24 protein-coding genes are annotated in these 24,582 nt (G+C 64.1%); 5 read left to right on the top strand and 19 right to left on the bottom strand.

The window, feature by feature from the left end:
- Positions 1 to 18 precede the first annotated feature (18 nt).
- The 5 genes from AEB_RS04305 to AEB_RS18265 form a co-directional block, all read right to left on the bottom strand.
- Positions 19 to 885, bottom strand: coding sequence for a phytanoyl-CoA dioxygenase family protein (locus tag AEB_RS04305; RefSeq protein ID WP_066558412.1), 867 nt, complete (start codon positions 883 to 885; stop codon positions 19 to 21).
- Positions 882 to 1,493, bottom strand: coding sequence for an acyl-homoserine-lactone synthase (locus tag AEB_RS04300; protein WP_119082084.1), 612 nt, complete (start codon positions 1,491 to 1,493; stop codon positions 882 to 884). Before AEB_RS04300 ends, AEB_RS04305 begins: the two co-directional genes overlap by 4 nt.
- 124 nt (positions 1,494 to 1,617) lie before the next feature.
- Entirely contained in the window at positions 1,618 to 2,370 is a 753-nt protein-coding gene (locus tag AEB_RS04295; protein ID WP_066558421.1) for a LuxR family transcriptional regulator, read from the bottom strand.
- Between the two features lie 242 nt (positions 2,371 to 2,612).
- Complete coding sequence (locus AEB_RS04290; protein WP_172592998.1) at positions 2,613 to 3,128, bottom strand: DUF2285 domain-containing protein; 516 nt, start codon at positions 3,126 to 3,128, stop codon at positions 2,613 to 2,615.
- Positions 3,109 to 3,435 carry a transcriptional regulator domain-containing protein gene (locus AEB_RS18265; protein WP_188115288.1) on the bottom strand — a complete coding sequence of 109 codons (327 nt, stop codon included), beginning with the start codon at positions 3,433 to 3,435 and terminating at the stop codon, positions 3,109 to 3,111. The genes AEB_RS04290 and AEB_RS18265 overlap by 20 nt, the downstream gene beginning before the upstream one ends.
- A gap of 392 nt (positions 3,436 to 3,827) precedes the next feature.
- Between AEB_RS18265 and AEB_RS04280 the strand changes: the two genes are divergently transcribed.
- The 3 genes from AEB_RS04280 (at position 3,828) to AEB_RS04270 (ending at position 8,997) form a co-directional block, all read left to right on the top strand.
- Positions 3,828 to 4,412 carry a sigma-70 family RNA polymerase sigma factor gene (locus AEB_RS04280; RefSeq protein ID WP_082836098.1) on the top strand — a complete coding sequence of 195 codons (585 nt, stop codon included), beginning with the start codon at positions 3,828 to 3,830 and terminating at the stop codon, positions 4,410 to 4,412.
- A gap of 113 nt (positions 4,413 to 4,525) precedes the next feature.
- The gene (locus tag AEB_RS04275) at positions 4,526 to 6,871 is read left to right on the top strand and encodes a TonB-dependent receptor plug domain-containing protein (RefSeq protein WP_231958902.1); all 2,346 of its coding nucleotides are present in this window, start codon (positions 4,526 to 4,528) and stop codon (positions 6,869 to 6,871) included.
- Positions 6,871 to 8,997 carry an Atxe2 family lasso peptide isopeptidase gene (locus AEB_RS04270; RefSeq protein ID WP_119082081.1) on the top strand — a complete coding sequence of 709 codons (2,127 nt, stop codon included), beginning with the start codon at positions 6,871 to 6,873 and terminating at the stop codon, positions 8,995 to 8,997. The genes AEB_RS04275 and AEB_RS04270 overlap by 1 nt, the downstream gene beginning before the upstream one ends.
- Here AEB_RS04270 and AEB_RS04265 read toward each other — a convergent pair.
- The 14 genes from AEB_RS04265 to trbB all read right to left on the bottom strand — a co-directional run bounded on the left by AEB_RS04265 (position 8,994) and on the right by trbB (position 21,401).
- Complete coding sequence (locus AEB_RS04265) at positions 8,994 to 10,601, bottom strand: asparagine synthase-related protein (RefSeq protein WP_119082080.1); 1,608 nt, start codon at positions 10,599 to 10,601, stop codon at positions 8,994 to 8,996. The two genes, AEB_RS04270 and AEB_RS04265, sit on opposite strands and share 4 nt — an antisense overlap.
- 125 nt (positions 10,602 to 10,726) lie before the next feature.
- Complete coding sequence (locus AEB_RS04260; RefSeq protein ID WP_172592996.1) at positions 10,727 to 11,317, bottom strand: lasso peptide biosynthesis B2 protein; 591 nt, start codon at positions 11,315 to 11,317, stop codon at positions 10,727 to 10,729.
- 77 nt (positions 11,318 to 11,394) lie between these two features.
- Positions 11,395 to 11,532, bottom strand: coding sequence for a hypothetical protein (locus AEB_RS18125; RefSeq protein WP_172592995.1), 138 nt, complete (start codon positions 11,530 to 11,532; stop codon positions 11,395 to 11,397).
- Between the two features lie 317 nt (positions 11,533 to 11,849).
- Positions 11,850 to 12,086, bottom strand: a complete 237-nt coding sequence (locus AEB_RS04255; protein WP_066558432.1) for a DUF2274 domain-containing protein — start codon at positions 12,084 to 12,086, stop codon at positions 11,850 to 11,852.
- Positions 12,083 to 13,255 carry a TrbI/VirB10 family protein gene (locus AEB_RS04250; protein ID WP_066558438.1) on the bottom strand — a complete coding sequence of 391 codons (1,173 nt, stop codon included), beginning with the start codon at positions 13,253 to 13,255 and terminating at the stop codon, positions 12,083 to 12,085. The genes AEB_RS04255 and AEB_RS04250 overlap by 4 nt, the downstream gene beginning before the upstream one ends.
- Entirely contained in the window at positions 13,252 to 14,250 is a 999-nt protein-coding gene (gene trbG, locus AEB_RS04245) for a P-type conjugative transfer protein TrbG (protein WP_066558439.1), read from the bottom strand. The genes AEB_RS04250 and trbG overlap by 4 nt, the downstream gene beginning before the upstream one ends.
- Positions 14,250 to 14,930, bottom strand: coding sequence for a conjugal transfer protein TrbF (gene trbF / locus AEB_RS04240; protein ID WP_066558440.1), 681 nt, complete (start codon positions 14,928 to 14,930; stop codon positions 14,250 to 14,252). The genes trbG and trbF overlap by 1 nt, the downstream gene beginning before the upstream one ends.
- Positions 14,931 to 14,936: 6 nt before the next feature.
- Positions 14,937 to 16,259: a P-type conjugative transfer protein TrbL gene (gene trbL, locus AEB_RS04235; protein ID WP_066558442.1), complete on the bottom strand. Its 1,323-nt coding sequence runs from the start codon at positions 16,257 to 16,259 to the stop codon at positions 14,937 to 14,939.
- 1 nt (position 16,260) lies between these two features.
- Positions 16,261 to 16,596: a putative entry exclusion protein TrbK-alt gene (gene trbK-alt / locus AEB_RS04230; RefSeq protein WP_066558444.1), complete on the bottom strand. Its 336-nt coding sequence runs from the start codon at positions 16,594 to 16,596 to the stop codon at positions 16,261 to 16,263.
- 6 nt (positions 16,597 to 16,602) lie between these two features.
- On the bottom strand, positions 16,603 to 17,349 hold the full coding sequence (trbJ, locus tag AEB_RS04225; protein WP_119082078.1) for a P-type conjugative transfer protein TrbJ: 747 nt from the start codon (positions 17,347 to 17,349) through the stop codon (positions 16,603 to 16,605).
- Positions 17,327 to 19,813: a conjugal transfer protein TrbE gene (trbE, locus tag AEB_RS04220; RefSeq protein WP_119082077.1), complete on the bottom strand. Its 2,487-nt coding sequence runs from the start codon at positions 19,811 to 19,813 to the stop codon at positions 17,327 to 17,329. The genes trbJ and trbE overlap by 23 nt, the downstream gene beginning before the upstream one ends.
- Positions 19,814 to 19,816: 3 nt before the next feature.
- The gene (locus AEB_RS04215) at positions 19,817 to 20,092 is read right to left on the bottom strand and encodes a VirB3 family type IV secretion system protein (RefSeq protein ID WP_119082076.1); all 276 of its coding nucleotides are present in this window, start codon (positions 20,090 to 20,092) and stop codon (positions 19,817 to 19,819) included.
- Positions 20,092 to 20,412 (bottom strand): TrbC/VirB2 family protein, encoded by a 321-nt coding sequence (locus tag AEB_RS04210; protein ID WP_172593170.1) that lies wholly within the window; start codon positions 20,410 to 20,412, stop codon positions 20,092 to 20,094. Before AEB_RS04210 ends, AEB_RS04215 begins: the two co-directional genes overlap by 1 nt.
- An 8-nt stretch (positions 20,413 to 20,420) precedes the next feature.
- Positions 20,421 to 21,401, bottom strand: coding sequence for a P-type conjugative transfer ATPase TrbB (gene trbB, locus AEB_RS04205; RefSeq protein WP_119082074.1), 981 nt, complete (start codon positions 21,399 to 21,401; stop codon positions 20,421 to 20,423).
- A 316-nt stretch (positions 21,402 to 21,717) separates the two neighbouring features.
- Between trbB and AEB_RS04200 the strand changes: the two genes are divergently transcribed.
- Together AEB_RS04200 and AEB_RS04195 are read left to right on the top strand one after the other, a co-directional pair.
- Positions 21,718 to 23,514: an HsdM family class I SAM-dependent methyltransferase gene (locus tag AEB_RS04200; RefSeq protein ID WP_119082073.1), complete on the top strand. Its 1,797-nt coding sequence runs from the start codon at positions 21,718 to 21,720 to the stop codon at positions 23,512 to 23,514.
- Positions 23,511 to 24,578: a BsuBI/PstI family type II restriction endonuclease gene (locus tag AEB_RS04195; RefSeq protein ID WP_119082072.1), complete on the top strand. Its 1,068-nt coding sequence runs from the start codon at positions 23,511 to 23,513 to the stop codon at positions 24,576 to 24,578. The genes AEB_RS04200 and AEB_RS04195 overlap by 4 nt, the downstream gene beginning before the upstream one ends.
- The last annotated feature ends 4 nt before the right edge of the window (positions 24,579 to 24,582 follow it).

Below are 24,582 nucleotides of genomic sequence, written 5' to 3'. Positions count from 1 at the left end.
CAAGGACGTGGGCAGGGCTCACTTTTCGCCGCGCTGCGCCTCGGCAAATTCGCGCACCGCGGCTTTCTGGTCGTCGCGAAGCGCATCGGTCGCCCGCGGAAACTCGGCAATATCGTCGCGCAGCAAGATAGATGGGCACTGGCCTTCGTAATTGCCAAGATTGGGCCGGTGCTGACAATAGCCCGCAAGCTCGGCAAGTTCTGCGGGAAATTCCCGCGCGACTTCTGGCGGATAGGCGAGCCAAAGATTCTCGTAGGGCTTGAGCCAGCCAAGACTGTAACCGATCACCACCGCACGGCGCACGTGCCTGGTCAGATTAGGTCCCGCTCCGTGCACCGTCGATCCGAGAAAGCAAATGGCATCGCCAGGCTGACACTCGGCCGCGATTGGCGTGCCGAGCTGGTCTAGCGATTCAATTTTCTGCCTGTGGGTGCCGGGATATATTCGCGTCGCGCCGTTGGACGCCGTAAATTCGGTCAGGGGCCACATGACATTGAGCAGATATTCATGCGTGCCCTTCTCCCCTGCCCACATGTCGTGGTCGCAATGCGGGAACTGCTCGATCTCGCCGGGATGGACTGCAATCGCCTGCGCGACATTTAGCTGGATGCGTTCGCAGGCTTTGCCCAGAATTTCACGGGCAAGCGCGAGGATGAGTGGTTGAAGGACCAGGTCTCCCGCCCAGCGCGAGCGGCGCAGCAAACTCCCAAACCGCTTCGTCTTGTAGCCATAGAACTCGCCATCACCGAAAGGCGTCTTTGCGTAGGTCTGCTGGAGGTCCGTATCGAGCGCTGCGAGGATTGCACTCGGCAGAGCGTTGGGGATGATGCAATAACCCTGCTTTCTGATCTGGTCGAGCCAGGGCGAATGCGCTGCCCCAGTCATGCCGCGATCTCCAGCTCGTAGTCGACCACGCGATAGGATGCCTGGCGGTAGACACCACCGCAGGCGAGATCCGCAGACGTGCCCGCATCGATATCGATCTGGAGCGCGATGAGGTTTTCATCGCCGATCCGGCTGCCGGGTCCGAGCGCACGGCATCGCCAGCCAAATTTCGCAATCTGGCGGAACCAGTTCGGCGTAGCGACCGCGGTATACGCGCCTATCCCGGCGATCAGCGCGTGATCCGCGAGCGCGGTTACAAGTTCGTCCCGCGCGGCCCGGCGTTCCAGACGCGGGAGTGTCGGCTCGATGCAGAAGCGGGTGATCTCGCGAAAGTCCTCGCGCACCGGGACGGGGCCATCGCAAAGAGACGGAAACAGCTCGCCGAGAATATGCGCCCTGTCGGTCTTGAGCAGCCGCGCAGATGCGCGGTGACTGTCCTTGTCATCGGTGAGAATGACATAGGACGCTTCGCTCGTATCGAACTGGTCGATTTCGTAGACTCCTTCGAGCACGGGGACATCCCATTTGAGGAGATCGACGAAGACCCGCTTACGGGCCGCGAACATGGTCCGGAGCACCGGATCGGCGGGACTGGTATGGTTCTGCATTGTTGCTGCCTGTGATTGAAAAGACAGGTAGCAACTGATCGATCTGGTTCCGCTTCGACATACCAAGAACAGGGGATGTAAGCTTCCGCGGAATTGCGAAGCGTCCCAACTGCATGGGCGGAATTCAGCCCGTGTCTCGCCACCGGATAATGTCGGCAAATCCGATCAGCCCATCGAAAAGAGCTGCGACCACGAGCGACTGCTTGCAATGAACCTGATAGCGTTCGCGGGCCATTTTGAGATGCTGGATGACGGTTTCGGTGCCGATACCCAGTATGATCGCGGTCTCGGCGGCGGTCTTGCCGCGCGCGGTCCACAACAGACACTCGCGCTGGCGATCGCTAAGCACGGGAACGGTTTCCGTGCTACGAGAGGGACCAAGGGCAAGGGCGCAACTGAGCGCGAGCGTGCCGACGATCTCGGCAAGGGCCAGGCGACAACGGGGCAGATCCCTGTCCGGACACACGGCAAAGGTGCACGTTCCGCGCGCGAGCCCGGGCAGGTGTCGTGGCACTGTATAGCCGTCGCCGATTCCGCATTCCTTCCCGACGGCGAGCATCTGCCGGTCCCCGCGGGTAAGCGGAATCATCTCCTCCAGCATATCCCATGCAAAGCCGATAAAACTCTTGTCGCAAGCGCGCCGGACGGGATCCTGGCCCGCCAGATCAAACGCCACATAGACCTTTGCCCACTCATCGGGATAATCGTGCAGAAGCAAGCCCGGCGCTTCGCGCGATCCCGAGCGCAACTCGAGACTAAGGGCAAAATGGTCGAAACCGAGGCGCCGCGATACCTCGGCAAGAGCCCCACTCAGTTCGGTGTCCGATTGTACATTTATGAGTTCAGTAGCGAACTCCTCTGCGAAGTAGGCATACATAGTCCGGCCTGTTCGACCGACGAGGGTGCAATCCAACACACCGCCGCTCGATCGCCTGCTGTATGCCTCACCAATGGTTCCATGCCATCGGCACCGGCAGTTGCTGTTGCGCGCCCCTCTGGAGGTTCGGTTTGTGGCGATACCGAACACAAGACCCGGCACCGCAAAAACGATAGCTTAAACAGTAAGATTGGAAAGTAGCGGGAATGCCCGTGCCCTTCGAAAGGGCGGCCGGTCGATTGCTAATCGCGGCCCTCATCGCTTCCGTCGCAGCGCTCAGTGGGCGAGGACAGCCGCGTGGAGCCGCTCAGGAGATCACGATAGCCGGTCGTTGTCATGCGGCGCGCTTCTGCGACAAGACGCTGGGTCTGGCGCCGGTTGGAAGATGACTTCCATTCAATCGCGCGATCGTAATCCTGACCGGGAAAGGTCAGATCGCGCGCGATCTGCCGAACCGTTGCGGGTTCACCTGATGCTGGGTCGAGCCTGTCGAGAATTGCGAGCAGGAGAACCAGCCGATGTCTGAGATAGGGTGAGGGTGTCAGCGCAGCGCGAGCTGCAATGGCCTGCCGACTGCGCGGATGCTCATGAAACGCGCTGAGCGCCGCCAGTCGGACGGACATCAAGTGATCGGGCGGGACGATATAGCCATTGCGAGCGGCCGGCGGCGTCACCACGAGACGGTGGCGCGCGTGTTTTCCCGCCAGCACCAGGTGCCGATCTGCGCCGGCTTCCGCTTCAACCAGCAGCGATCGCATGTGAAACGCGGACGCAAGCTCCTTCCGACACATGGCTGAAGATGCGACCACAACGACGCTCGGATTGTCTTCGGGGCGCCATAATGCCGGACAGACATCGGCTCCCGATGCGGGATCCACGAGGAAATTCGAGGCCCCATGAACGCGCGCTTCGCCGGCTGGCGAGAGCTTGCGTTTTGCCGTCACCCGCACGGCGGAAGCGGGCGAACTGGGCACGATAGTCCGGATTGCGCCGCAGGAATTCCTGCGCGAAGTCCGAAAAATCGAAACCGTCGAAGCGCCTTTGCCATTCGGGGATGCGGACCATGGAGCCCCTCCTTTCGATGGTCCTGCTACCGCAACGGTTTTGCGCCCGGCATTCTCCTATCCGGGCAGCCGCCTCCCCAGAAATGGTGATGCGGGCACGACGTTTCGAAGAAGGTCGGACGCGCAGAGCTTGCCTGCGGACACCTCCGGTATGGAGTAGTAGCGCCTTGCATGATCAATCGCGTTTGGGCACGATTGGTTGGCGCGCACCGAATTGCTGGCAACGGACGCGTGGACAGTTCCGCCAGACATCATGCACGCCGGTCCGGCCAAGGCCCGGCGGCCGATCCGGTCAAGGGACGTCGCGGCGTCCCGAACGGCGGCAAAGACCTGGACTCCGCATCCGGCTCATGCTGACGAGCCGACGAGTGCGGTCGCCTGCTCCCGCTGAGCATGACCGATTTCGCTGCCGGATCCCGGCACCACGCTACACAATCGCTTTCCTCGCCCTCGTCACCGCAAACCACACGGGCATCGCTTCCGCGCAGCCGCCTGCTCGAAGCTCTCTACCGGGATGAGCGTGCCGGAGTGCTGGCTTACCTGAAGCGCAAGGTCGGTCACGAGCACGCCAGCGATCTTGCGCAGGAGGTCTTCCTGCGTGCCGCTGGGAGCGCGCAACTGAATGAACTGCGCAATCCGGGCGGTTTCCTGCATTGTATCGCGAGAAACCTGGCAATCGACTTCGCCCGGAGGAGTCGGTGCCGGATCGTGACCCTGTCGCTCACCGAAAATGGCGATGGCACCAGTCTACCTTGCCAGGAAGACCGGTTACACGCGGCGGAGACCAAACAGCTTCTCGAGGAAGCATTGGCCGAACTCCCGGCGAAGACCGCACGGGTGTTCGCGATGAGCCGCTTCGAGAAGAAATCCTACAGGGAAATTCATCTCGAACTCGGTGTCGGGTTGTCGACGGTCGAATACCACATGACGAGAGCTCTCGCTCACCTGCGGCGCGAGCTGGCCGCCGAGGACGTCTGAGTCCCGCTCAATTTAATTTCATATGCAACTAGGGTGCGAGCCCATCCATGCGTCAACCCCTGCAACGGCGAAGCCAGAACGGCATGTCGCGATTGAACAGGGAGATCAGGATGATGCTGAAATCAAGGGGGCTGCCAGCCCTCCTCGCGGGCACGGCTCTCGTCGTATTTGCCACACCGCTTCGTGCACAGGCGGGCGAACAGCCCGGCCCCGCACCCGACGACACGGAAGCCTCGCAGGGCGAGAATGAAGGAAACACCATAGTCGTCACGGGTACCCGCATTCGCGGCGCGCGGGTGGTCGGCGAGGTCATTTCGCTTGATGGAGAGGCCATCGTGGAAGCAGGGCAAGTCGATCTCGGGGAAGCGATCCGCTCGCTGCCGCAGAATTTCTCCGGGGGTCAAAACCCGGGGATCGGCTTCGGTGCGGGCAATGCGAACAGCAATGTCAACTCGGCGTCGAGCGCCAATTTGCGGGGCCTTGGCCCCGACGCCACGCTGACCCTCCTCAATGGTCACCGCCTGCCATACGATTCGGCGCTCCAGGGTGTCGATATCTCCGCCATACCCCTGCCTGCGGTGGACCGGATCGAAATCGTACCGGACGGCGCATCGGCTATCTATGGCTCGGACGCCGTGGGAGGGGTCGTCAATGTCGTTCTGCGGCGAGACTTCGAAGGCGTCACCACGTCAGGGCAGATTGGAGCGAGCACGGATGGGGGCTACTTCCGCCAGCAGGCGGACATCGTCGGAGGCACGCGCTGGAGCAGTGGCGGTTTCCTGCTCGCCTACGACTTTTCCAACAACTCCAGGATCGCGGCGCGCCAGCGCTCCTATGCGGCATCGCTCGATCCCGAGACCTCGCTGTATCCTTCGCAGCGTCGCCACGCGGCAGTCTTTTCCGGGCACGAGATGGTCGCATCCGGTGTGACCGCACGCCTCGATGCGCTCTATTCCACGCGCAGCTCAAGAATCGTCAGCGGCACGCCGGCGGCGCGGTTCGTGTCCGAGCCGGATGTCGAATCGATCACTTTCGCCCCTTCGCTCGAGATCGAGCTCGGCTCGGGTTGGATGGCGACGGCGCTTGGCGTGCTCGGGCGCGATCGAACGCATTTCCAGACAAATTCCACGCAAAATGGCGCGGAAACGGTCACGACAGGCTGTTTCTGCAACGCCATCGCGTCCGGAGAGATCGGTGCCGAGGGTCCGTTGTTCACGCTTCCCGGCGGGGCCGCCAGGCTCGCGGTCGGTGCGGGGTTTCGCAACAATCGTCTCGATTTCTCGCGAGAGATCAATGCCAGTCCCTCGGTAGCTTTCGATATCACCCGGCGCAGCCGGTTCGCTTATGGCGAACTCTACCTGCCTGTCGTTTCGGGTAGAAACGGCATTGCCGGCATCGAACGGCTCAGTCTCTCGGCCGCGATGCGCTACGAGGACTACCCGGACCTCGACCAGCTTGCCACGCCGCGCCTCGGTGCGATTTATTCCCCGGTCGCCGGCCTGACGTTCCGGGGAAGCTGGTCGCGATCCTTCAAGGCCCCGACACTGTTTCAGCAGTTTACGCCCTATCAGGCATTCCTGCTCCCTGCTGCCGCGTTTGGCGCGGGTTCCGGTCCGGACACCGTCCTGTTCACCAGCGGCGGCAATCCGGATATCCAGTCCGAGCGTGCGCGCAGCTGGACCGCCGGGGTCGAGCTTGAGCCTGCCGGCGTCCCCGGCCTGCTCGTTTCGGCAACATGGTACGATATTCGCTACAGCGACAGGGTCGTGCAGCCGATTGCCGGATCGATTGCCGCTGCCTTCCGCGATCCGGGTTTCGCGAGCTTGATCGATTTCTCGCCGCAGGCCGATCTGCTGGCAGGACTCATCTCCGGAGCCCAGCTGGGCCTGCAGAACTTTTCCGGCTCGCCCTACGATGCGGCCAATGTGGTCGCCCTGGTCGACAATCGTAACATCAACGTAGCGGTCCAGCAGATCGAAGGCATCGATGCGCGCATCTCCTGGACCCGCAGGCTGCGCGGCGACGATTCCATGTCGCTCGAGCTCGCCGGCAGCTGGCTCGACAGCGACCAGCAGCTGACCGCCGCGCTCCCCAAGGTGCAGCTTTCGGGAACAGTGTTCAATCCTCCTCGCATCCGCGCCCGGGGGACCGCCCGCTACGAAACGGGCGCGTTCAAGGCGAATGCCGCGCTCAACTACACCGGAGCCTTGAGAGATCGACGATTTGCCGAAGAAAGCCGGATTGCACCGAGCGCAACTCTCGATCTCGGATTCAGTTACGAGATTATCGAAGGCGCGGACAGGGATCCGGGCCTGGAGGTTTCGCTTACCATCCAGAACGTCTTCGATGACGAGCCCGAGGTCATCGCCATTACCGGGCCGAACGACACACCGTATGATTCGACCAATTATTCGCCAATCGGCCGCTTCATCGCCTTCGGTATCAGGAGGCACTGGTGATGGGTTTCCTGGCTGCTGCCCTGTCCTTCTCGATCATTCCCGTCGCCGAGCCGCCCCGGTCGCTTGCCGACCCCTGCGAGGCTTTCGAAAGCAGCCCGGGGCTTCGAGGCAAGCGCGGCATGACGGCGGAAGACCTGGTGCAACTTGCCGATATCGGGCGAGCGGATCCCAACGAAACGCCAAGCGCCTTCGGTCTCTCGCCAGATATGAAGCAGATTGCATTCGCCGTGCGGCGCGGCAATGCCGAGACCAACGGCTATTGCCAGCGGCTGGTGGTCATGCCGCTCGACAGGAGCCAGGCACCGCGGGAGCTCGATCGGGGCGGTGAATATCTCCGTGACGATTTTCGGCTGCGCGAATTTCCGTCGGTCACCGCGGGCTGGGCCAAGGTCAACACGCCGCGCTGGTCGCCAGACGGACAATCGATCGCCTATCTCAAACGGATCGAAGGGTCGAACCAGGTCTGGCTGGCGGACAGCGCGGGAGGAACGGACGCGCGGCAAGTCACCACCCTCCCCGACGATGTCGATGCGTTCGCCTGGCTCGGCGGCGGCGAAGCGCTCGTCGTCGCCACGAGGCCCGGAATAAGACGGGCGGCGCTGGGAATCGCGCAGCAGGCGCGCCGGGGCTTCCTCTACGACGAGAGCATTTCGCCGCAATTCACGTCCCGCCCGATCCCGCGGGAAGCAATCGCGACGGAATACACCACCATCGATCTCGCGACAGGGGAATCCCGAAGCTCCACGCCAGAAGAGATAGCCGTGCTGTCTCCGGAAGGACCGCAAGGTCTCCCCGAGCGGGCGCGTGGCTACGTCGCCGGTCCCGAAGGATGGGCCGCGTGGCTCGAGCCCAAGTTTCCCGACCGCTATATCTCTCCGACGCGGCTGGTTCTGTCCGATCCGACGGACACCCGGATCAGCTGCCCTGCAAAGCTGTGCGAAGGCATCATGCGGATGTGGTGGTCGCCTTCCGAACGCGCGCTCTTCGCCGTCCAGAAGACAGGCTGGGGGCAGAGCAGCATGGGAATCCTGCGCTGGGATATCGGTGCCAGTGTACCGCGCCGCCTGATGGTCAGCGACGACATGCTGATCGGATGCGCCCTGGCCGCAGACGAGATCATCTGCGCGCGCGAAGGCGCAACAATGCCGCGACGGCTGGTGGGGATCGGCCTCGACAATGGCGAGGCGCGACTGATTCACGATCCCAATCCTCTGGTTTCTTCGCTCGACCTTGGTTCGGTCCAGCGTTTCCGGTTCAGCAATGCCTATGGTGTGGAAAGCTATGCCGATCTCGTGCTGCCTCCCGATCATCAGCCGGGTCAACGCCATCCGCTGGTCGTCGTCCAATATATCAGCCACGGGTTCCTGCGCGGAGGCTCGGGGGACGAAGTCCCCGTACAGCCACTGGCTGCTCGCGGTTTTGCCGTTCTGAGTTTCGCCAAGCCCGACCTCGTCCCCGCTGTCGCACAAGCGCAAACCGCGACCGAACTGCTGAGCGCCAACAGGGTCGACTGGCTCGACCGGCGCAATGTCCAGTCCTCGCTCGATATCGCGCTCGATCACGCGATCGGGACCGGCACTGTCGATGCCAGTCGCATAGGCCTCACCGGCTGGAGCGATGGGGTCTCGTCGGCCCAGTTCGCCTTGATCAATTCGCCTCGATACAAGGTCGCCAGCCTCGGATCGTGCTGCGAGGACATGTACAGCTACGTGCTGTCCGCCGGGCCCGCCTACAGTGCATTCACCCGGAGCATCGGCTACCGGTTCCTCGAGGACGGCGCGGAGGAATTCTGGCGCCCGATGTCGCTGATCCTCAACGTGGGCCGCGTCGATGTCCCGATCCTCATCCAGAATGCCGACAGCGAATATGAGGGCGGCCTCGATGTGGTCGAGGTCTACCGCCACAAGGGCAAGCCGATCGAGCTTCACGTGTTCGAGGATGAGACGCACTACAAATGGCAGCCTGCCCATCGCAATGCGGTCTACGAACGGACCACCGAATGGCTCGAGTTCTGGCTCATGAAGCGCAGAAACTGTGTCTCCGAGCGCGACCGGCAATACGACCGGTGGCTGACGATGGAAGGCGCTCCAACACGGGCCGAGTTGACCTGCTCGCCCGGGTCCTAATCCTGCCACGCCCGAGCCCAGTGTTCGGCTTCGGCAAGGTCGAGCAACCGGTAGATAATCGAATCTCCGGTGTAAGCGTCGATCCCCAGGGCCTGTTCGACGGCCGGCAGGTCGAGCAGGCCCTGGCGTGCGAGAAGGCCGTCCATCAGGGAGTGCCTGACAGCCTGCCGGTTCCGATCGAAAATCGCGCGGATATAGCTATCGGGGCCGGCCTTGGCTGTGCGCGTGAGGATCGAGGGTGGCAATGCGTCCGCAAAAGCGCGCCGCGCCACAGAGCGATTCAATCCGCCCTCGCACCATAACCAGGTCGGAATAGCGAGGCACAGTTCCATGAGCGGCTGGCTCATCAAGGGCGAAAAGCGAGACATTGGCGATATCAGTCCGTGAAGATGGTTCTGGCATCGCATGATCAGCGCCAGGTGATCATGCTTGCCGCCGTGCGGCCCGACGGGAACCCTGGTCCAGGGCGCTACCGGTTCGGCACTTTCGAAGTCCGGCGCGGGACGTGACAGCAGACGCTCGTCAGCAGGCCATGGCGGGAAACCAGCGGGCCTCGTCATCCTGCGCCAGATCGCTGTCGCCATTTCGGGAACATCGCAGCCGGTTACGCGACAGCTGTCGAGGAAAGTCGAGGCCCAGCCCGAAAGTGTGAATTCGGCTCGCAGTCGATCGTCAATCGGTGCTGCCGAGTGTAGATAGCAGAACAGATTGTCACCGCCGTTGCCGTCCATGATCGTAACCGCGCCGAGATCATCGGCAGCCTTGGCGAACAACCGATCGACGCCGTTGAGAAAGGACTTGCGCGAAGGGCGAGGCAAGGCGCCCGAGGCACTTTCGAGAGGGTCGAACAGCGCAGGGTCGTAGATGCCTTCCGCGAGAGGGACATCGAGGTGTTCGGCCAGACGCCGGACGGCTGGTCGCTCGTCGCCGCTGGGATCGGCGGTGGCGGCCGTGACGCATGAAAACGCCGCACCGCCACAATGGAGTGCGCCACAGATGAACGAGGAATCGACGCCCCCCGATGCGGCCACGGTGACTGGCCCCAGCGATCTTTCCCAGGCGCCTATCACGGCAATCGCCGTCTCGCGCAGCTGGTTGGCCGCATCGCCGAACGAGGGATGGGGGGCGACAGGCATGAAGGCATCGGGTCGCCAGAGGAGCTTTTCCGATATCGAGCGTCCGAAGATGGTGGTCAGGCTGCCGGGCGGTACCTCTCGCACGCCTTTCAGACAGGTGGCGCGCGAGCGCAGCTCGGGTCGGCAAAGAAACGCATGGACGTCCTTCCAGTCGACCCGCAGGTGCACATGCGTGCATCGTTCGAGCACCCGAACGTTAGAGGATATCACCACGTGGTTCTCGGTGGTGACCGAATACACCGGCAGCAGTCCAGAAGGATCGACGAGAACGGAGGTCCCGCGCTCGTCAGGGTCAGTCAATACAGCGATGTAGGCACCCCAACACCGATCGAGCAGACGACGAGCCATGCTCTGTGCGTCTTCGTCCACTTCCCGGTCGGACACGATCGAACGGCAGGCCGCCCCGTCGGGACGGGAAAAAAGCGTACCGATCACGATCCCCCGGGAGCCCATGTCGATCACTGGCATGCCGCCGCCAAGCCAAACCCGCGGCTCATCTGCGCGAAGCGTCCCGAGATCGGAATGCAGCCGTGGGCGAGCGGAAAGTAGCGCACTGTTGGTGAGCGGAACTGCCAGTGCGAATCCAGGGCTGCTCACAGCACCAGCAGCGGGGTATAGCGCTGCACCTCCTCGACGCTGTCGTTGAGCACCACATCGTCCGCCTGCGCCCAGCAATGGGCCGCAAACGGCGCGAGCTTTACGGCGATGACGACGTTCACAGGGGCGCCACGGGCCGCGAGCCGAACGGCCAGCGCAATGGATCGCGGCAGGCACCGGTTCGCGGCAGTGCGCAAGATGCGGGCATGTTCGAAGGAACGGACGATACGGTCCGCAATCGCAGAATCGCTGCGGGGGCGATCCCGGCGCGCAAGAAGCTGCCGGGTCTCGCTGAGAACGGAATGGAATCCCGAAGTCGCAATTCGCCGTTCGACACGCCGCTGCGTCCAGAGCGAGTGGGCAATCTCGGACAGGCTGAATGCGCCGAACTCGATAGCCTGCGATGTCCGGGTCGGCGGTGCCCAGTTCAAAGGCCGCGGGAAATCCGGCGGCTGGCGCCAGCGCTCGCGTCCGCTTCGTGCGACCATGTCGAGAAATGTATGGTTCTGGTCTCGGCCAAGTCGAAAATACCGGTCCGCGGCCAGGTCGAGGAAGATCAGCTGTCCATCGATCTCACGCCACGCCAAAGCGTCGCGATCAGGGTCCGGAGGCACCATGACGGCGGGTGGCGCGCGCACCGCGCAGGCGCGCGCGCCCGACCGGCTCAGTCGTCGGCCATTCCCATCGCGTAACGGGAGGGACCGGTGCTCAGATCGACATCGAAGATTGCATTGCCCTTGGTTTCGACGGACGCCTGTCCGAGTTCCACCACCGGCCCTTCGATTGCTTGCAGTTCTTTCATTGATCTTCTCCTTGTCAAAATCGCGACTCCAAATGCCGCCAACCAAGACTGGTTCGACAAAGACGATCATTCCAATTTATAATGTAATTATAATCGGCACCCGGCCCAAAGGGTGCGACCGGGCAATGGAAGCACTCGTTGGCAAGTACCTCGATACCTTTGGCTTGCGGCTTGGACATGCGTATCGATGCCCGGTCGCAGGGAATTTGAGTTCCCGGCCTAAATATATGACGGAAACACCGCCGAAGCAAAGAACTTGTTCGTAAGACCTTTACGCGCAGTATCGAGAGATAGGCAATTCATTGCTGGCGGACCTTCTATTCTTTCTCGCGCCCAGCAGCGCGGCGCCGGGCCTTCGCGAATTCACGATCGCTGGCGATGAAGCGTTCGAGCATCGGCCCGATCAGCGCGGCTGGTTGCGGCGCGTCCTTGACCGCTCCGCCATTAAGGATGGTGCCGTAATCGACCAGCTGGCGATGCAGGCGTGCAGGGATCTCGACCGACAGCCGGACCGGCTTTTCATCGGTGATATCGGACATCTTCAAACGGGTCATGACCCACTCTCCAGCACAATGTCGCGCGTAACCAGCACGCGCACCGGGTAGCCGGGCCGGATGGTGAGCGTCGGGCGAACATCGAGCTCGCGGGAAACGACCTGCTCACCAGCCCGGCCGATGCTGTCCTGGCTGCCGCGGCGCAGCGCGCGGACCAGTTCGCTGTCCCCACCTGCCCCGAGTTCGCCGCCGATGCCGAGTATCGTCGAGACCAGCGCGGCTTTCAGCACCCCGCCCCAGTGGTAATCCACCCGGTCTTCGAGCCCCGCATATCCGGCGGGATCGGCGGCAGGCTGGCGCTCGAGCACGATCGAACGACCATCGGGGAGGATCAGGCGGTTCCAGGCCAGCAGCACGCGGCGATGGCCAAAGCCGACATCGGACTGGTAATCACCGATCAACCGCGCGCCCTGCCCGATCAGCAAGCGTTGTCCCGTCACGCTGTCATAGACGTTCTGGGTCACCTGCGCGGTCACCAGCCCGGGCTGGTCGGACCGGATCCCGGTAATGAGCGCCGCGGGAATGATCGAACCCGATTGCAGGACGGCTGCAGTCGGCGCCGCCTCAAGTTGCTGCATCGAAGCCGTCCTGCGTTCGGCCGGCCGGTCGAGGAATGCGCGCGCGGCCGGTGGCGCGTCAGCACCGATACCCGGGGCTGACCCGAGCCCGCTAGCGACATCCGTTTGCACGAGACTGGCGGGCTGAGCCCCGCCGCCAAAGAACAGGCGGCTGGCTCTCGCAGCTTCGCTCTCCTGCGCGATGCGCTGACGCGCGGCCTCCCGCGCGGCGATCGCTGGCGATTGCGAAGCCGGCCGAGCGCCCACGGGCGGAAGCGCGGCGACAGCGCCGCGATCCTGCGCATCGAGAATCGGCTTGCCGAGGTCGCCGGGCAAGGGCGGCCCGAGCCTGGGCACCTGCGTATAGTCCCGGGGCGCCGACGCGAGGCCGTCCGCGACAGCAGTGCTTTCGGTATTCACCAATTCCTCGCCCTGCTCGTGCGACGCCGGCCGGAGCGCGAACAGCAAGGCGCCGCCGACCAGGGCCAGACCGGCGGCGCTGGTGATGCCAATGGCCTTGCGCGACAACCGGACCACGCGCGGCCCTTCCCCGCGCAGTCTCACGATCGACTCCGCATTGTCCGGTTGGCGGTCGAGAGGCTCCTCGCTCATGACGACCCGCGCGCACGGTTGGTGATCCTGACGCGCACCTGCCCGCGGCCGGCGCCCAGGCGCAGTTCGGCCTTGTCGAACAGGCGATCGACGATGATGTAGCGGCCCGATACCCGGTAGTTGGCGAGCTCGGCCCCGTCGTCTTCGCCGATAATGAAGAAAGGTGGCATCTCGCCCTGCGCGATGTCGGGCGGAAACTCGATCAGCGTGCGCCGTCCGTCGTCGAAGACGCGGACCGGTCGCCAGTCCGGACGGTCGCCGGACAAGCGATAGGCGAAATTCAGGTCTTGGAGCGCAAATCCTTCGGCGACCGGAGCGGTCCGTGTGGCTTCGGTTTCCGCCTTGCGCAGCGCGATCAACTCGTCTTGCGGATAGATCCAGCTGACCGAGGCCATGTAGATGCGCGGGTTGGCGCGCAACTCGACATGATAGGTGCGCCGGTCGGTATTGATCACGAGATTGGTCGCGATATCGGGCCGGGTCGGCTTGACGAGAATATGCACCCTGGCAGTCGCACCGCTACCGCTGATCGTGTCGCCAATCATCCAGCGCACCGTATCGCCTGCGGCAACCGGCCCGGGTCCGACCAGTGTCTCACCCTCCTGCAAAGCGATGTCGGTCACCTGCCCCGGCTTGGTGTAGACCTGGAACAGGGCGCCTTCGTTATAGGCATAACGCTGGATGGCATTCTGGAATCCGGCATTGTCGGGCTGGACCCGGGCGGAATCGTTCGCCGCTCCAACCTGCTCCTGAGGATCGGGGGCGGGATCGGAGGCAGGGGAGCGGCGCGCGGCAGCGGGGGAGGACTGCCGCGAAAGAAGGAGGCGTGCGCCAGCGACACGATGGCCTGCGTTCGGCGGTAATCGAACGATGGCGCTCAACGCCGCCGCAGCGGCCTGCGACTGGGGGGCAGGCGTCGCCGACGCGGGCGCGGCGGCTGCAAGCGAGAGAACGCCGACGAGGCTGGAACGAATGAAGGTTTGCGGGCGGGACATCAGCCGAGCTCCTTTGACCAGTTGATAGAGGTGACGAAAATTCCCAGCGGATTGCGCGTCAGCGCATCTGGATCGCGCGGTGGCTGGACCGCGATCCCCAGGATCGCGGTCCAGCGGCTCGTCTCGGCAAGCGCGCCGTCGCGGTAGCGCCGCTCGACCCAGGCGACGCGGAAACTCTTCGGCGAAGCGCGGATCACGCTGGTGACCTCGATCGCCACCTGTTCGTGGCCGACCACAGCGAACGGATCGTTGGCGCGCGCATACTCGTTGAGCGCGAGCGCGCCGCGATCGCTCGCAAAGTCGTAGGCCCGCAGCCAGTTCTCGCGCACGACGATCGCGTCGTCGGGAATGGACCGGACGTTCTCGATGAAGCGCGCGAGATGGAAGGCGATCTGGGTATCGCCGGGCGTAAAGCCGGCGTCGGCGGGGGCAACGCTGCGCGCTTCGCCCAGCTTGTCGACCTCGACGACCCAGGGGACGATCGTTCCGCGCGCATTCTGCCACATGAGACCGCCGGTCAGGATGGCCGAGAGACCAAGTGCCCCGAAGAACGCGAAGCGCCAGCTTTTCGCCTGGACGCGCGCCGAACCGATGCGGTCATCCCAGACCTGCGCCGCGCGCTGGTATGGCGTCTCTGCCTGCGGGGTCTTGCCGTACCGGATCGAAGGGCGTTTGAACATTTGCCGTCAGTCCTTTTCTCGTGTGTCGATCGAGGCGCCTGCGCCATGGCCGTCGCCGGCGCGCACGGTGTGCGCGGCGAGCGATGCGGAGTGGCCGAGGCTCTGGCGCTGCTTCATGGATCTGGCCCAGGATGGCGGGCCGTCGCTGCTCGCTGCCTGTCCGCTATCGGACGGCGGGGAACCTGGGGCAGGCACGATACGCCCTCCCATGTGACCGACCGCCGAGCGCGCACCCTCCCGGAAATTGCCTCGGGCACTGTCGGTTGCGGCGCGCAGCGGAGACATCGCCGCGCCGCCCGCGGCGCGCCCGACACCGGCCATACCGCCCGCCACAGCTGCTCCGCCGCTCCTGCCCGCCGAACCCGTGGCATAGGCCATGGTCGCACCGCCGGCGGCGCGCGAGGTGCCGCGCGCGACCGAAGAGGCGGCGCTGGCAACCGCACCGCCGGCCAGTTTGGCCCCGGCGACGCCGCCAACCGCCGCACCACCTGCGAGAAGGGCAGTCCCGGCTGCCGCGCCGGCACCCAGTTGCGGCCCGCCCGCGACGATCCCGTTGGCGATGCCGGGGCCGAAAATGCCGAGGCCGAGCAGCGTCAGGCTGGCGAGCACGATGGCCAGGACATCCTCGATCGTCGGCTCGCCCGGAATGGCGCCGGTGAACTCGGCGAAGAGGGTCGAGCCGATGCCGATGATCACGGCGAGCACCAGCACCTTGATCCCCGAGGAGACCACATTGCCGAGCACGCGCTCGGCCATGAAGGCTGTCTTGCCGAACAGGCCGAAAGGAATGAGCACGAAACCCGCAAGCGTCGTCAGCTTGAACTCGATCAGGGTGACGAACAGCTGGATCGCGAGGATGAAGAAGGCGATGATGACCACCGCCCATGCGACGAGCAGGATGACGATCTGCAGGAAGTTCTCGAAGAAGCTCACATAGCCGAGCAGGTCTTCCATGGATTCGAGCAGTGGCCAGGCGGCATCGATGCCGACCTGCGCGACCCGGCCCGGCTGCAGGAGGTCGGCAGCCCCGAGCCCGGAGCCGCTGGCCTTGAGGCCGAGCCCGGCAAAGCTGTTGAAGACGATGTTCGCGAGCGCGCTCCAGTTGCCGATGATGTAGGCGAAGATGCCGACAAAGAGCGTTTTCTTGACGAGGCGGGCGATGATGTCGTCCTGCTCGCCCCAGCTCCAGAACAGGGCAGCCAGCGTCACATCGATCACGATCAGCGTGGTCGCGATGAAGGCGACCTCGCCCGAAAGCAGCCCGAAGCCGCTGTCGATGTACCGCGAAAATACCGCCAGGAAGCGATCGACGACGCCGGTCCCGCCCATGTCAGCGCTCCTCGCGCGTTGGCGACGAGCGAAGGACCGGATCGGACAAAGCCGACTCCTTATTCAGCCCGGAATAGGCATCGGGATGCTCGACGCCGAAGAATCGTCGCCGCTTCTCGGCCCAGGCCGCCCGGCAATCGGGCGAAGACAGCGCGAGCTCTCCCATATCCGAACACGCTCCGAGACGGGCGGGCAGCGGATCGCCATCGGGCACCCGGACGGTAGCGGCCGGCTCGACGCGTGGCCCGGGCTCCTCGCGCAACTGCACGAGCGTCATGGCGAGCGCGAGGCCGACAAAAACGGCCGCACCAATCCGCGCGATGAGCTTTCCGTCCATGACGGATCAGTCCGATCCGCCGGGCACGTAGCGGGGCCGATCGGCGAGAAAACGCCGGAGTTGTTCGTGCGCCTGGCGCTTGGCCGCCGCGCGGTCGGCCGCGTGGAGCGCCTGCGCGCGGCTCGAGGCCGCCAGCGTTGCCGTCAGATCGGCGAGCTGGCGCGCTTGCAGCGCGAGCAGCTGATTGCCGGCCTGGGCCGCCTGCAGCGCCCCTGTGGCGGACTGGCTCGCGCCGACCAGGCTGCCAATCGCCGCGCGCGAGCCTTCGATGTTGGCGACCGCGCCCGCCTGGACTTTCAGCGCGTCCTCGAAGCCGGCAATGCTGTTCTGCCAGCGTGCTTCGGCGCCTTCGACCATGGCCTGCTGCGAGGCGCCGAGCGGAACGTTCCGGTACTGGGCCGCGAAGGCCGTCTCGATCTCGCGCACATCGTAGGCGATGCGTTGGGCCTGGCTCAGCAGTTGCTGTGTCTGCCGGATCTGGTCCTGCAAGGGCTGAAGGATGCTCGTCGGCAGGCGCTCGAGGTTCTTCGCCTGGTTGATGAGCGAAGCTGCCTGATTCTGCAGCATGCGGATCTGGTTGTTGATCTGCTCGAGCGTCCGCGCCGCGGTCAGCACGTTCTGGGCGTAGTTGGACGGATCGTAGACGATCCCGCCGAACTGCGCCTGGGCCGGCGTCGATATGACAGCCACGCCACCGGCGGCGGCGAGCGCCGTACTCGCGGCAAGGGCCCTAAGATATCTCGACAGTGTCATGGTAAGTCTCCTTCGGGTTGTCGGGTTGCAAGGTTCGCGAGTGGTCGCCTCCGAGCAGCTCGGCCGCCCAGTCGAGTCCGCGATACCGCAGCCAGGCGGCGGCAAAACCGGCGCGGTCAGCGCTTTGGGCAATGCGGGCGATGGCGAGCTGGTCGCTCTTCGAGGACGCTCCGGCAAAGGCGAGCGCGACCTCGCCCAGGCCCAGTTCGAACAGGCGGTTGCCGCGTGCGGACTGGCAGTAATAGTCGCGCTTGGGCGTTGCCCGGCTGAGGATCTCGATCTGGCGGTCGTTCAATCCGAAGCGCCGGTAGATGCTCAGGATTTGCGGCTCGATCGCGCGCTCGTTGGGCAGGAAGATGCGGGTCGGACAGCTTTCGATGATCGCCGGCGCGATCGCCGAGCTCTCGATATCGGCGAGGCTCTGGGTCGCGAAGACAACGCTCGCGTTCTTCTTGCGCAGGGTCTTGAGCCATTCGCGCAGCTGTCCGGCGAAGCCGGGACTGTCGAGCACCAGCCAGCCCTCGTCGATGATGATCAGCGTCGGCGACCCGTCGAGCCGTCCCTCGATGCGGTGGAAGAGATAGGAGAGCACCGCTGGCGCAGCGGCCGAGCCGGTCAGACCTTCGGTCTCGAAGGCCTGGAAGCGCGCATCGCCGAGCCGTTCGCATTCGGCATCGAGCAGCCGCCCGAACGGTCCGTCGATGCAGTAGGGCGCAAGCGCCTGCTTGAGCGGCTGCGACTGCAGCAGCACGGCAAGACCGGTCAGCGTGCGCTCGGCGACCGGCGCGGTGCCAAGCGACGTCAGCGCCGACCAGAGATGCTCCTTGATGGCGGGATCGACCGACACGCCTTCGGAGGCAAGGATCGCCTGGAGCCATCCTGCTGCCCAGCCAAGCTCCGCGGGCTCGTCGATGCGGACCAGCGGCTGGAGCGCTACGCCGTCGTCGCTGTCGCTGTCTTGGGAAAGGCTGGAGCCCAGATCCCGCCAGTCGCCGCCGCAGGCGAGCGCTGCGGCGCGGATCGAACCGCCGAAATCGAACGCGAAGATTTGCGCTCCGGCATAGCGGCGAAACTGCATCGCCATGAAAGCGAGCAACACGGACTTGCCTGCACCTGTCGGTCCGACGACCAGGCTGTGGCCGACATCGCCGACATGGAGCGCCAGACGAAACGGGGTGGTGCCCTCGGTCCTCGCGTAGAACAGCGGCGGCGCCTCGAAGTGGTCGTCGCGCTCCGGCCCTGCCCAGATGGCGGACAGCGGGATCATGTGCGCCAGATTGAGCGTCGAGAGCGGCGGCTGCCGGACGTTCGCGTAGACGTGTCCGGGAAGCGAGCCGAGCCATGCCTCGATCGCGTTCATGCCTTCGGTGACACAGGTGAAGTCGCGGCCCTGGACGACCTTCTCGACCAGGCGCAGCTTTTCGGCGGCGAGCCCCGCGTCCTCGTCCCAGACCGTGATCGTCGCGGTGACGAGCGCCATGCCGACATGATCGGCACCCAGTTCCTGCAAGGCCGTATCGGCATCCTCGGCCTTGTTGGCCGCATCGCTGTCGACCAGCACCGAGGCCTCGTTGGTCATCACTTCCTTGAGGATGGCGGCCACCGACTTGCGCTTGGCGAACCACTGGCGGCGGATCTTGCCGAGCAAGCGTGTCGCATCGGTCTTGTCGAGCATGATCGCGCGGGTCGACCAGCGATAGGCAAACCCTTGCGCGTTCAATTCATCGAGCAAGCCGGGAAAGGTGGCGCTCGGGAAGCCGACCACGGTCACGGTGCGCAGGTGCGCCTTGCCAAGACGCGGCTCGAGACCGCCGGCGAGCGGCTCGTCGGCGAGCAGCGCATCGAGATGCATCGGGGTGTCCGGGACGCGCACCCCCCGCCTGCGCGTAGAGATGCAGCTGTGCAGATAGGTCAGCGTCTCGCCGTCATCGAGCCATGCGATCTCGGGGAAGAACCCTTCGAACAGCCGGAGCAGGCGGTCGGTGCGATCGGCAAATCCATCGCGCAATTCGCGCGGATTGACGCCCTTCTCCCCCTTGCCTTCGTAGAGCCAGTTTTCGGCGCGCGCGCCATCTTCGGCAGGCGGGAGCCACACGAAGGTGAGGAAATAGCGGCTTTCGAAATGCGCGCCTTGCTCGGCAAACTGCGCCGCGCGCTCGCGCTCGACGAGGGCGGATGCCGGATCGGGAAAATCGCAGACCGGATAGCCCAGCGCTGGACGGCGCACCGCTTCGACGAAAATGGCCCAGCCCGAACCCAGTCGGCGCAGCGCGCTGTTGAGACGCGCGGTCGTTGCCACAAGCTCGGCAGGAGTTGCACTGTCGAGGTCCGAGCCGCGAAAGCGTGCGGTGCGCTGGAAACTGCCGTCCTTGTTGAGGACGATGCCCGGCGCCACCAGCGCGGCCCAGGGCAGGAAGTCGCTCAGCCGGTCGGCCTTGGTCCGATATTCGCGAAGCGAGAACATCCGTCAAACCTCGAAATGTGCGGGAAAGCGCAGGTGCCGCCGCGCGACGTCGACGAACTGCGGATCGCGCCGCGCGGCCCAGACCGCGATCACGTGCCCGGCAGCGAAGACGGCAACGCCCGCCACCCACAGCTGCAAGCCGAGCCCGATCGCGCCTGCCAGCGTCGCATTGGCGATGGCGAGCCCGCGCGGCGCTCCGCCGAGCAGGATATGCTCGGTCAGGGCCCGGTGGACCGGGACGGCGAAGCCGTGCGGCAGGCCGGATACACCGTCGTCCATCAGACCAACGCTCCGCCGCCGAACGAAAAGAACGACAGGAAGAAGGACGAGGCTGCAAAGGCGATCGACAGGCCAAAGACGATCTGGATCAGTCGCCGGAAACCGCCCGAGGTATCGCCGAAGGCGAGCGCCAGCCCGGTCGCGATGATGATGATCACCGCGACGATCTTGGCGACCGGTCCCTGGATCGATTCCAGGATCGCCTGGAGCGGCGCCTCCCAGGGCATCGACGAGCCGGCGGCGTGCGCGGGAGCCGCGACCGCCAACGCGACAATGCCGCAGACAATCCAGGCAGGCAGGCGCGGGCGCGCCCGGAACAGAGCATGGGTCACAGGGAATCTCCTTGGATTGGGCAAAGGGGCGCGAGCACATAATTGTCCCGCGCATCGAGTGGGCGGACTTCGGCCAGTTCGGCAAGCCGCCGTCCCGTACCGTCGCGCACCAGCACCGCGATCACGTCGATGGTCTCGGCGATGAGCGCGCGCGGCACGGTGACCACGCTCTCCTGGATCAGCTGCTCGAGCCGTCTCAGCGTGCCGAGCGCGGTTCCGGCATGGATCGTGCCGATCCCGCCGGGATGGCCGGTGCCCCAGGCTTTGAGCAGATCGAGCGCTTCAGCGCCGCGAACCTCGCCGATGGGAATGCGATCGGGCCGCAGCCGCAGCGCCGAACGGACGAGATCGGACAGCGAAGCCACGCCATCCTTGGTCCGCAGCGACACGAGATTGGGGGCGGCGCACTGGAGCTCGCGCGTGTCCTCGATCAGGACCACGCGGTCGGTCGAGGAAGCGACTTCCGCAAGCAGGGCATTGGTAAGTGTGGTCTTGCCGGTCGAGGTCCCGCCGGCGACGAGGATATTCCTGCGCGCGGCAACCGCGGCAGCGAGCGCGTCGGCTTGCCGCGAAGCGATGATTCCCGCCGCAACATAATCGTCGAGCGTGAACACGGCGACGGCGGGCTTGCGAATGGCAAAGCTCGGCGCCGCGACCACCGGTGGCAGCAAACCTTCGAAACGCTCTCCGCCTTCTGGCAATTCGGCGGAGACGCGCGGCGCTCCGCCATGCACTTCGGCCCCCACATGGTGCGCCACCAGACGGACGATCCGCTCACCATCGGCAGCGCTCATCGTCCGCTCGGTAGCGCCGAGACCTTCGCCCAACCGATCGATCCAGAGGCGCCCGTCCGGATTGAGCATGACCTCGATCACCGACGGATCTTCAAGCCAGGCGGCGATCTCCCCGCCCAGAGCGGTACGCAGCATGCGCGCGCCGCGCGACGATGCTTCGGATCGGATCGGAACTACGCTCATGCCATGCCTCGAAACACCGCGACCGACGGCCGGTCGCGTTCTGAGGCACATCAAGAAGACAGGATTTCAGGGCACCGCAACAGGAACTGGCAGGTGTCGAACGGCAGCGCGGAAAAGGTAAGCCGGGCGTAGCGAGCCGCATCCGGTGACCCCACCTCAAGAGGGCTGACCGCTGAGCTTGCAAGGTGCAGATCCTTTCACCGTTTGGTTTCGCCTCATGAGTTAGAACAAGATTGCATTGAGAACAGAACAAGAACATATAAAGTTAGTTCTCTTTGGTGGCAAAACCGCTACCCACAGGCATAAGGAGGGTTCGTTGCGATCAAATTCAGCACTGAAACCGGGATCCGTTTCCCGTAGCGAACCGACGCACGCGCTGGCATTGAAGCGCGAAGAGCTCGCACGCGCGCGACTGGCTGCACGCGCCTGGGCGCAGTCGCTAGAGGATAGTGATCGATCGACCCATGCCGCCTGGTTCGCGCAAACAGCTATGGAAGCATTTGCCGCTGCGATTTCTCCCTCGCTCGTTCTCTCGAGTTCTCCGTCGGACAATCATACGGCACTGGACGCCACGGCATGCCGTCTCGCGGAATCAATCGGATGCGAAGCGGCTTGCCTTCCGCTGCTCGAGGGATGCCATTTTCTAACCAGCCTCTACACCACCCTGCTCCCCGCTGAGGAACGGAGCGAGCTGGGCGCATTCTACACGCCTGCATCACTCAGCAAGCGTCTTGTCGATCTGGCCGATGAAGGGGGCATCGACTGGGCAACCGCTCGAGTACTCGATCCGGCGAGCGGAGGCGGTGCGTTCTTGCTCGAGGCAGCCTCCCGTATGCGCAAAGCGCTCGAAGGCAGCGAGCCTGCGTTCATCCTAGCCCAGCTCGGTGCGCGACTTTCCGGGATGGAAATCGATTCCGATGCCGCTGCTCTTTCGCAGATGGCGTTGGAAATCTTTCTGGCCGATCTAACCGCGACCAGCGGGTGCCCCGCTCCTCAATTCATCAAGGTATGCGACACGCTGGAAATCGCGCCTTCGCCCACCTATGATCTCGTCATTGGCAATCCGCCCTATGGGCGAGTACGACTTTCGGCTGCGCAACGCAGTCTCTTCGCCCGCAGTCTGTACGGCCATGCGAACCTCTACGGGGTGTTCACGGACATAGCCCTTCGCTGGACCAACGCCGGCGGGGTAATCGCCTACCTTACGCCGACGAGCGTCTTGGGAGGACAGTACTACAGCGCACTCCGCCGGCTGCTCGCAACCGAAGCACCGCCTGAAGCGATCGACTTCGTTCACGCCCGTCGCGGCGTATTCGAAGATGTCATGCAGGAAACGCTGCTGGCGCTTTACCGCAAAAGCGGAGAACCGCGCCCGTATCAGGTTCACTATCTTCACGTAGACAATGAGCGCGAAGCGCGCCTGACGAAGAACGGAAAGGTCGGGCTTCCGCAGGACGTCGGTGCTCCCTGGCTGGCGCCGCGACAACCTGCCCATGTCAAACTCATTGCGGCCGCTGAGCGAATGCCCGCGCGATTGTCGGACTGGGGCTATCGCGTTTCGACCGGTCCGCTTGTCTGGAACAGATTCAAATCGCAGCTTCGAGAACGGGCGGTCCGAGGGTCCTTACCCCTGATCTGGGCCGAAGCGGTGACTTCGAATGGCAAGTTCGTATTTCGCGCATTGAAGAAGAACCACGCTCCTTTTTTTAAGGTCGAGCCGGGTGACGATTGGCTCGTAGTCGATGAGGCCTCAGTGCTTGTCCAGCGGACGACAGCAAAGGAACAGGCGCGCAGGCTGATCGCTGCCGAGCTCCCCTTGGAGTTTGTCGAGCAGCACGGCGGGGTGATCGTAGAAAACCACCTGAACATGGTAAGGCCCGGGCCGTCACCGAAGATCAGCCCGGCGACAGTCGCCGCAGTGCTGAACAGCGATGTGGTCGACCAGCTTTTTCGCTGTATCAGCGGCAGCGTTGCCGTTTCGGCATTCGAACTCGAGGCCATTCCGCTGCCCGCGATCACCGAAATGGCGGAATTCGAGCAGCTGGTGGGCAGTAGAGCATCACGGGCACGGTTGGAAGAATCGCTGCGGCGGAGCTACGGCCTCAAAGCATGAGTTTGCTGCCGCTTGCATCCTGGGATGAGATTCACCGCCGCCTTCCTGTCATTTTTCCGGGTGGCTCGCCGAACAGGGAGCACTGCGTCTGGGAAATCGCTGCCAAGACCATTTTCGTGATGCTGTATGCGGGTGCGGTCGAAGGTACGGAGCGATGGATCCGGCCTGATCAGGTAACCCGGATGACTGATGCTCAGGCGTCTCTCACTGACGATGCCGATCGCATACAGTGGTCTCAAGATTCCATGAAGCCGAGCAAGGCCGATGTCCCGGGACGCTGGTACGCGGTGAACACCCGGGAATCCATTCGCGACGATACGATCCGCTACGCGCTAATACAGAACGGCGCGGTCATCGAACGACCGGGACTGGCGACGACGTCACCAGCGGGCCGCTATGCGCTCCAGAATGATTTTGCCGAGCTGCTCGTCCCGGGCTTGAGCGCGGAAGCACTGGAAGCCAGAATTTCTGCCTGGCAGAAAAAGCATCTGAACGCAGGCGCGCTCGCACGTATCGCCATCGTCCGGCGTGGAGCTGCAGCCGGCGGGGATCACCAGTTGGTCACGTTTCCGAACGGGGAGACGCGGCGGATGTCCGCAGGGCCAAGTTCGGATATCTCCAAGGCAGTGATCGAGGTCTTCGCCCCGACCTTTCTCGTCAAGCCCGGCGTGATCACCCTCAGCGAAAGTGGCAATAAGGTTGTCGCCAGAGACGACGAACTCGCCCGAGCAATTGGACTGACGATCCCGGCTGACAGGAGCTTGCCCGACATTGTTTTAGTCGATCTGGGCCCTGCCCACCCACTGCTCGTATTTGTGGAAGTTGTTCATTCGGACGGCCCGGTCAATGAAGCACGTAAGGCAGCATTGCTCCGGATCGCTGACCAAGCCGGTTTCGGTTCGAAGAATGTCGCGTTCGTGACCGCCTTCCTCGATCGCGGTTCGGCCACCTTCCGGAAGGCCGTGGGCAGCCTGGCTTGGGGCAGCTACGCCTGGTTTGCTTCCGAACCAAATAATTTGATCACGTTGAGTGAGGTGGTCCCGGAAATCTGGACAGGGTGCTAAGCTA

The sequence above is a fragment of the Altererythrobacter sp. B11 genome, from assembly GCF_003569745.1.
GTDB lineage: Bacteria > Pseudomonadota > Alphaproteobacteria > Sphingomonadales > Sphingomonadaceae > Croceibacterium_C.
Note: the sequence above shows the minus strand (reverse complement) of the source record. Positions and strands in the feature narration are given on the sequence as shown.

Bases quoted from the DNA above. Each gene is read 5' to 3' on its own strand.
- AEB_RS04255 (WP_066558432.1), bottom strand. From the start codon at position 12,086: ATGACCCGTTTGAAGATGTCCGATATCACCGATGAAAAGCCGGTCCGG.
- AEB_RS04195 (WP_119082072.1), top strand. From the start codon at position 23,511: ATGAGTTTGCTGCCGCTTGCATCCTGGGATGAGATTCACCGCCGCCTT.
- AEB_RS18125 (WP_172592995.1), bottom strand. From the start codon at position 11,532: ATGAAAGAACTGCAAGCAATCGAAGGGCCGGTGGTGGAACTCGGACAG.
- trbB (WP_119082074.1), bottom strand. From the start codon at position 21,401: ATGAGCGTAGTTCCGATCCGATCCGAAGCATCGTCGCGCGGCGCGCGC.
- AEB_RS18265 (WP_188115288.1), bottom strand. From the start codon at position 3,435: ATGGTCCGCATCCCCGAATGGCAAAGGCGCTTCGACGGTTTCGATTTT.
- AEB_RS04300 (WP_119082084.1), bottom strand. From the start codon at position 1,493: ATGCAGAACCATACCAGTCCCGCCGATCCGGTGCTCCGGACCATGTTC.
- AEB_RS04265 (WP_119082080.1), bottom strand. From the start codon at position 10,601: ATGCCAGTGATCGACATGGGCTCCCGGGGGATCGTGATCGGTACGCTT.
- AEB_RS04270 (WP_119082081.1), top strand. From the start codon at position 6,871: ATGGGTTTCCTGGCTGCTGCCCTGTCCTTCTCGATCATTCCCGTCGCC.
- trbG (WP_066558439.1), bottom strand. From the start codon at position 14,250: ATGTCCCGCCCGCAAACCTTCATTCGTTCCAGCCTCGTCGGCGTTCTC.
- AEB_RS04290 (WP_172592998.1), bottom strand. From the start codon at position 3,128: ATGCGATCGCTGCTGGTTGAAGCGGAAGCCGGCGCAGATCGGCACCTG.
- trbE (WP_119082077.1), bottom strand. From the start codon at position 19,813: ATGTTCTCGCTTCGCGAATATCGGACCAAGGCCGACCGGCTGAGCGAC.
- trbL (WP_066558442.1), bottom strand. From the start codon at position 16,259: ATGGGCGGGACCGGCGTCGTCGATCGCTTCCTGGCGGTATTTTCGCGG.
- AEB_RS04280 (WP_082836098.1), top strand. From the start codon at position 3,828: ATGACCGATTTCGCTGCCGGATCCCGGCACCACGCTACACAATCGCTT.
- trbK-alt (WP_066558444.1), bottom strand. From the start codon at position 16,596: ATGGACGGAAAGCTCATCGCGCGGATTGGTGCGGCCGTTTTTGTCGGC.
- AEB_RS04275 (WP_231958902.1), top strand. From the start codon at position 4,526: ATGCTGAAATCAAGGGGGCTGCCAGCCCTCCTCGCGGGCACGGCTCTC.
- AEB_RS04295 (WP_066558421.1), bottom strand. From the start codon at position 2,370: ATGTATGCCTACTTCGCAGAGGAGTTCGCTACTGAACTCATAAATGTA.
- AEB_RS04250 (WP_066558438.1), bottom strand. From the start codon at position 13,255: ATGAGCGAGGAGCCTCTCGACCGCCAACCGGACAATGCGGAGTCGATC.
- trbF (WP_066558440.1), bottom strand. From the start codon at position 14,930: ATGTTCAAACGCCCTTCGATCCGGTACGGCAAGACCCCGCAGGCAGAG.
- AEB_RS04305 (WP_066558412.1), bottom strand. From the start codon at position 885: ATGACTGGGGCAGCGCATTCGCCCTGGCTCGACCAGATCAGAAAGCAG.
- AEB_RS04215 (WP_119082076.1), bottom strand. From the start codon at position 20,092: ATGGACGACGGTGTATCCGGCCTGCCGCACGGCTTCGCCGTCCCGGTC.
- trbJ (WP_119082078.1), bottom strand. From the start codon at position 17,349: ATGACACTGTCGAGATATCTTAGGGCCCTTGCCGCGAGTACGGCGCTC.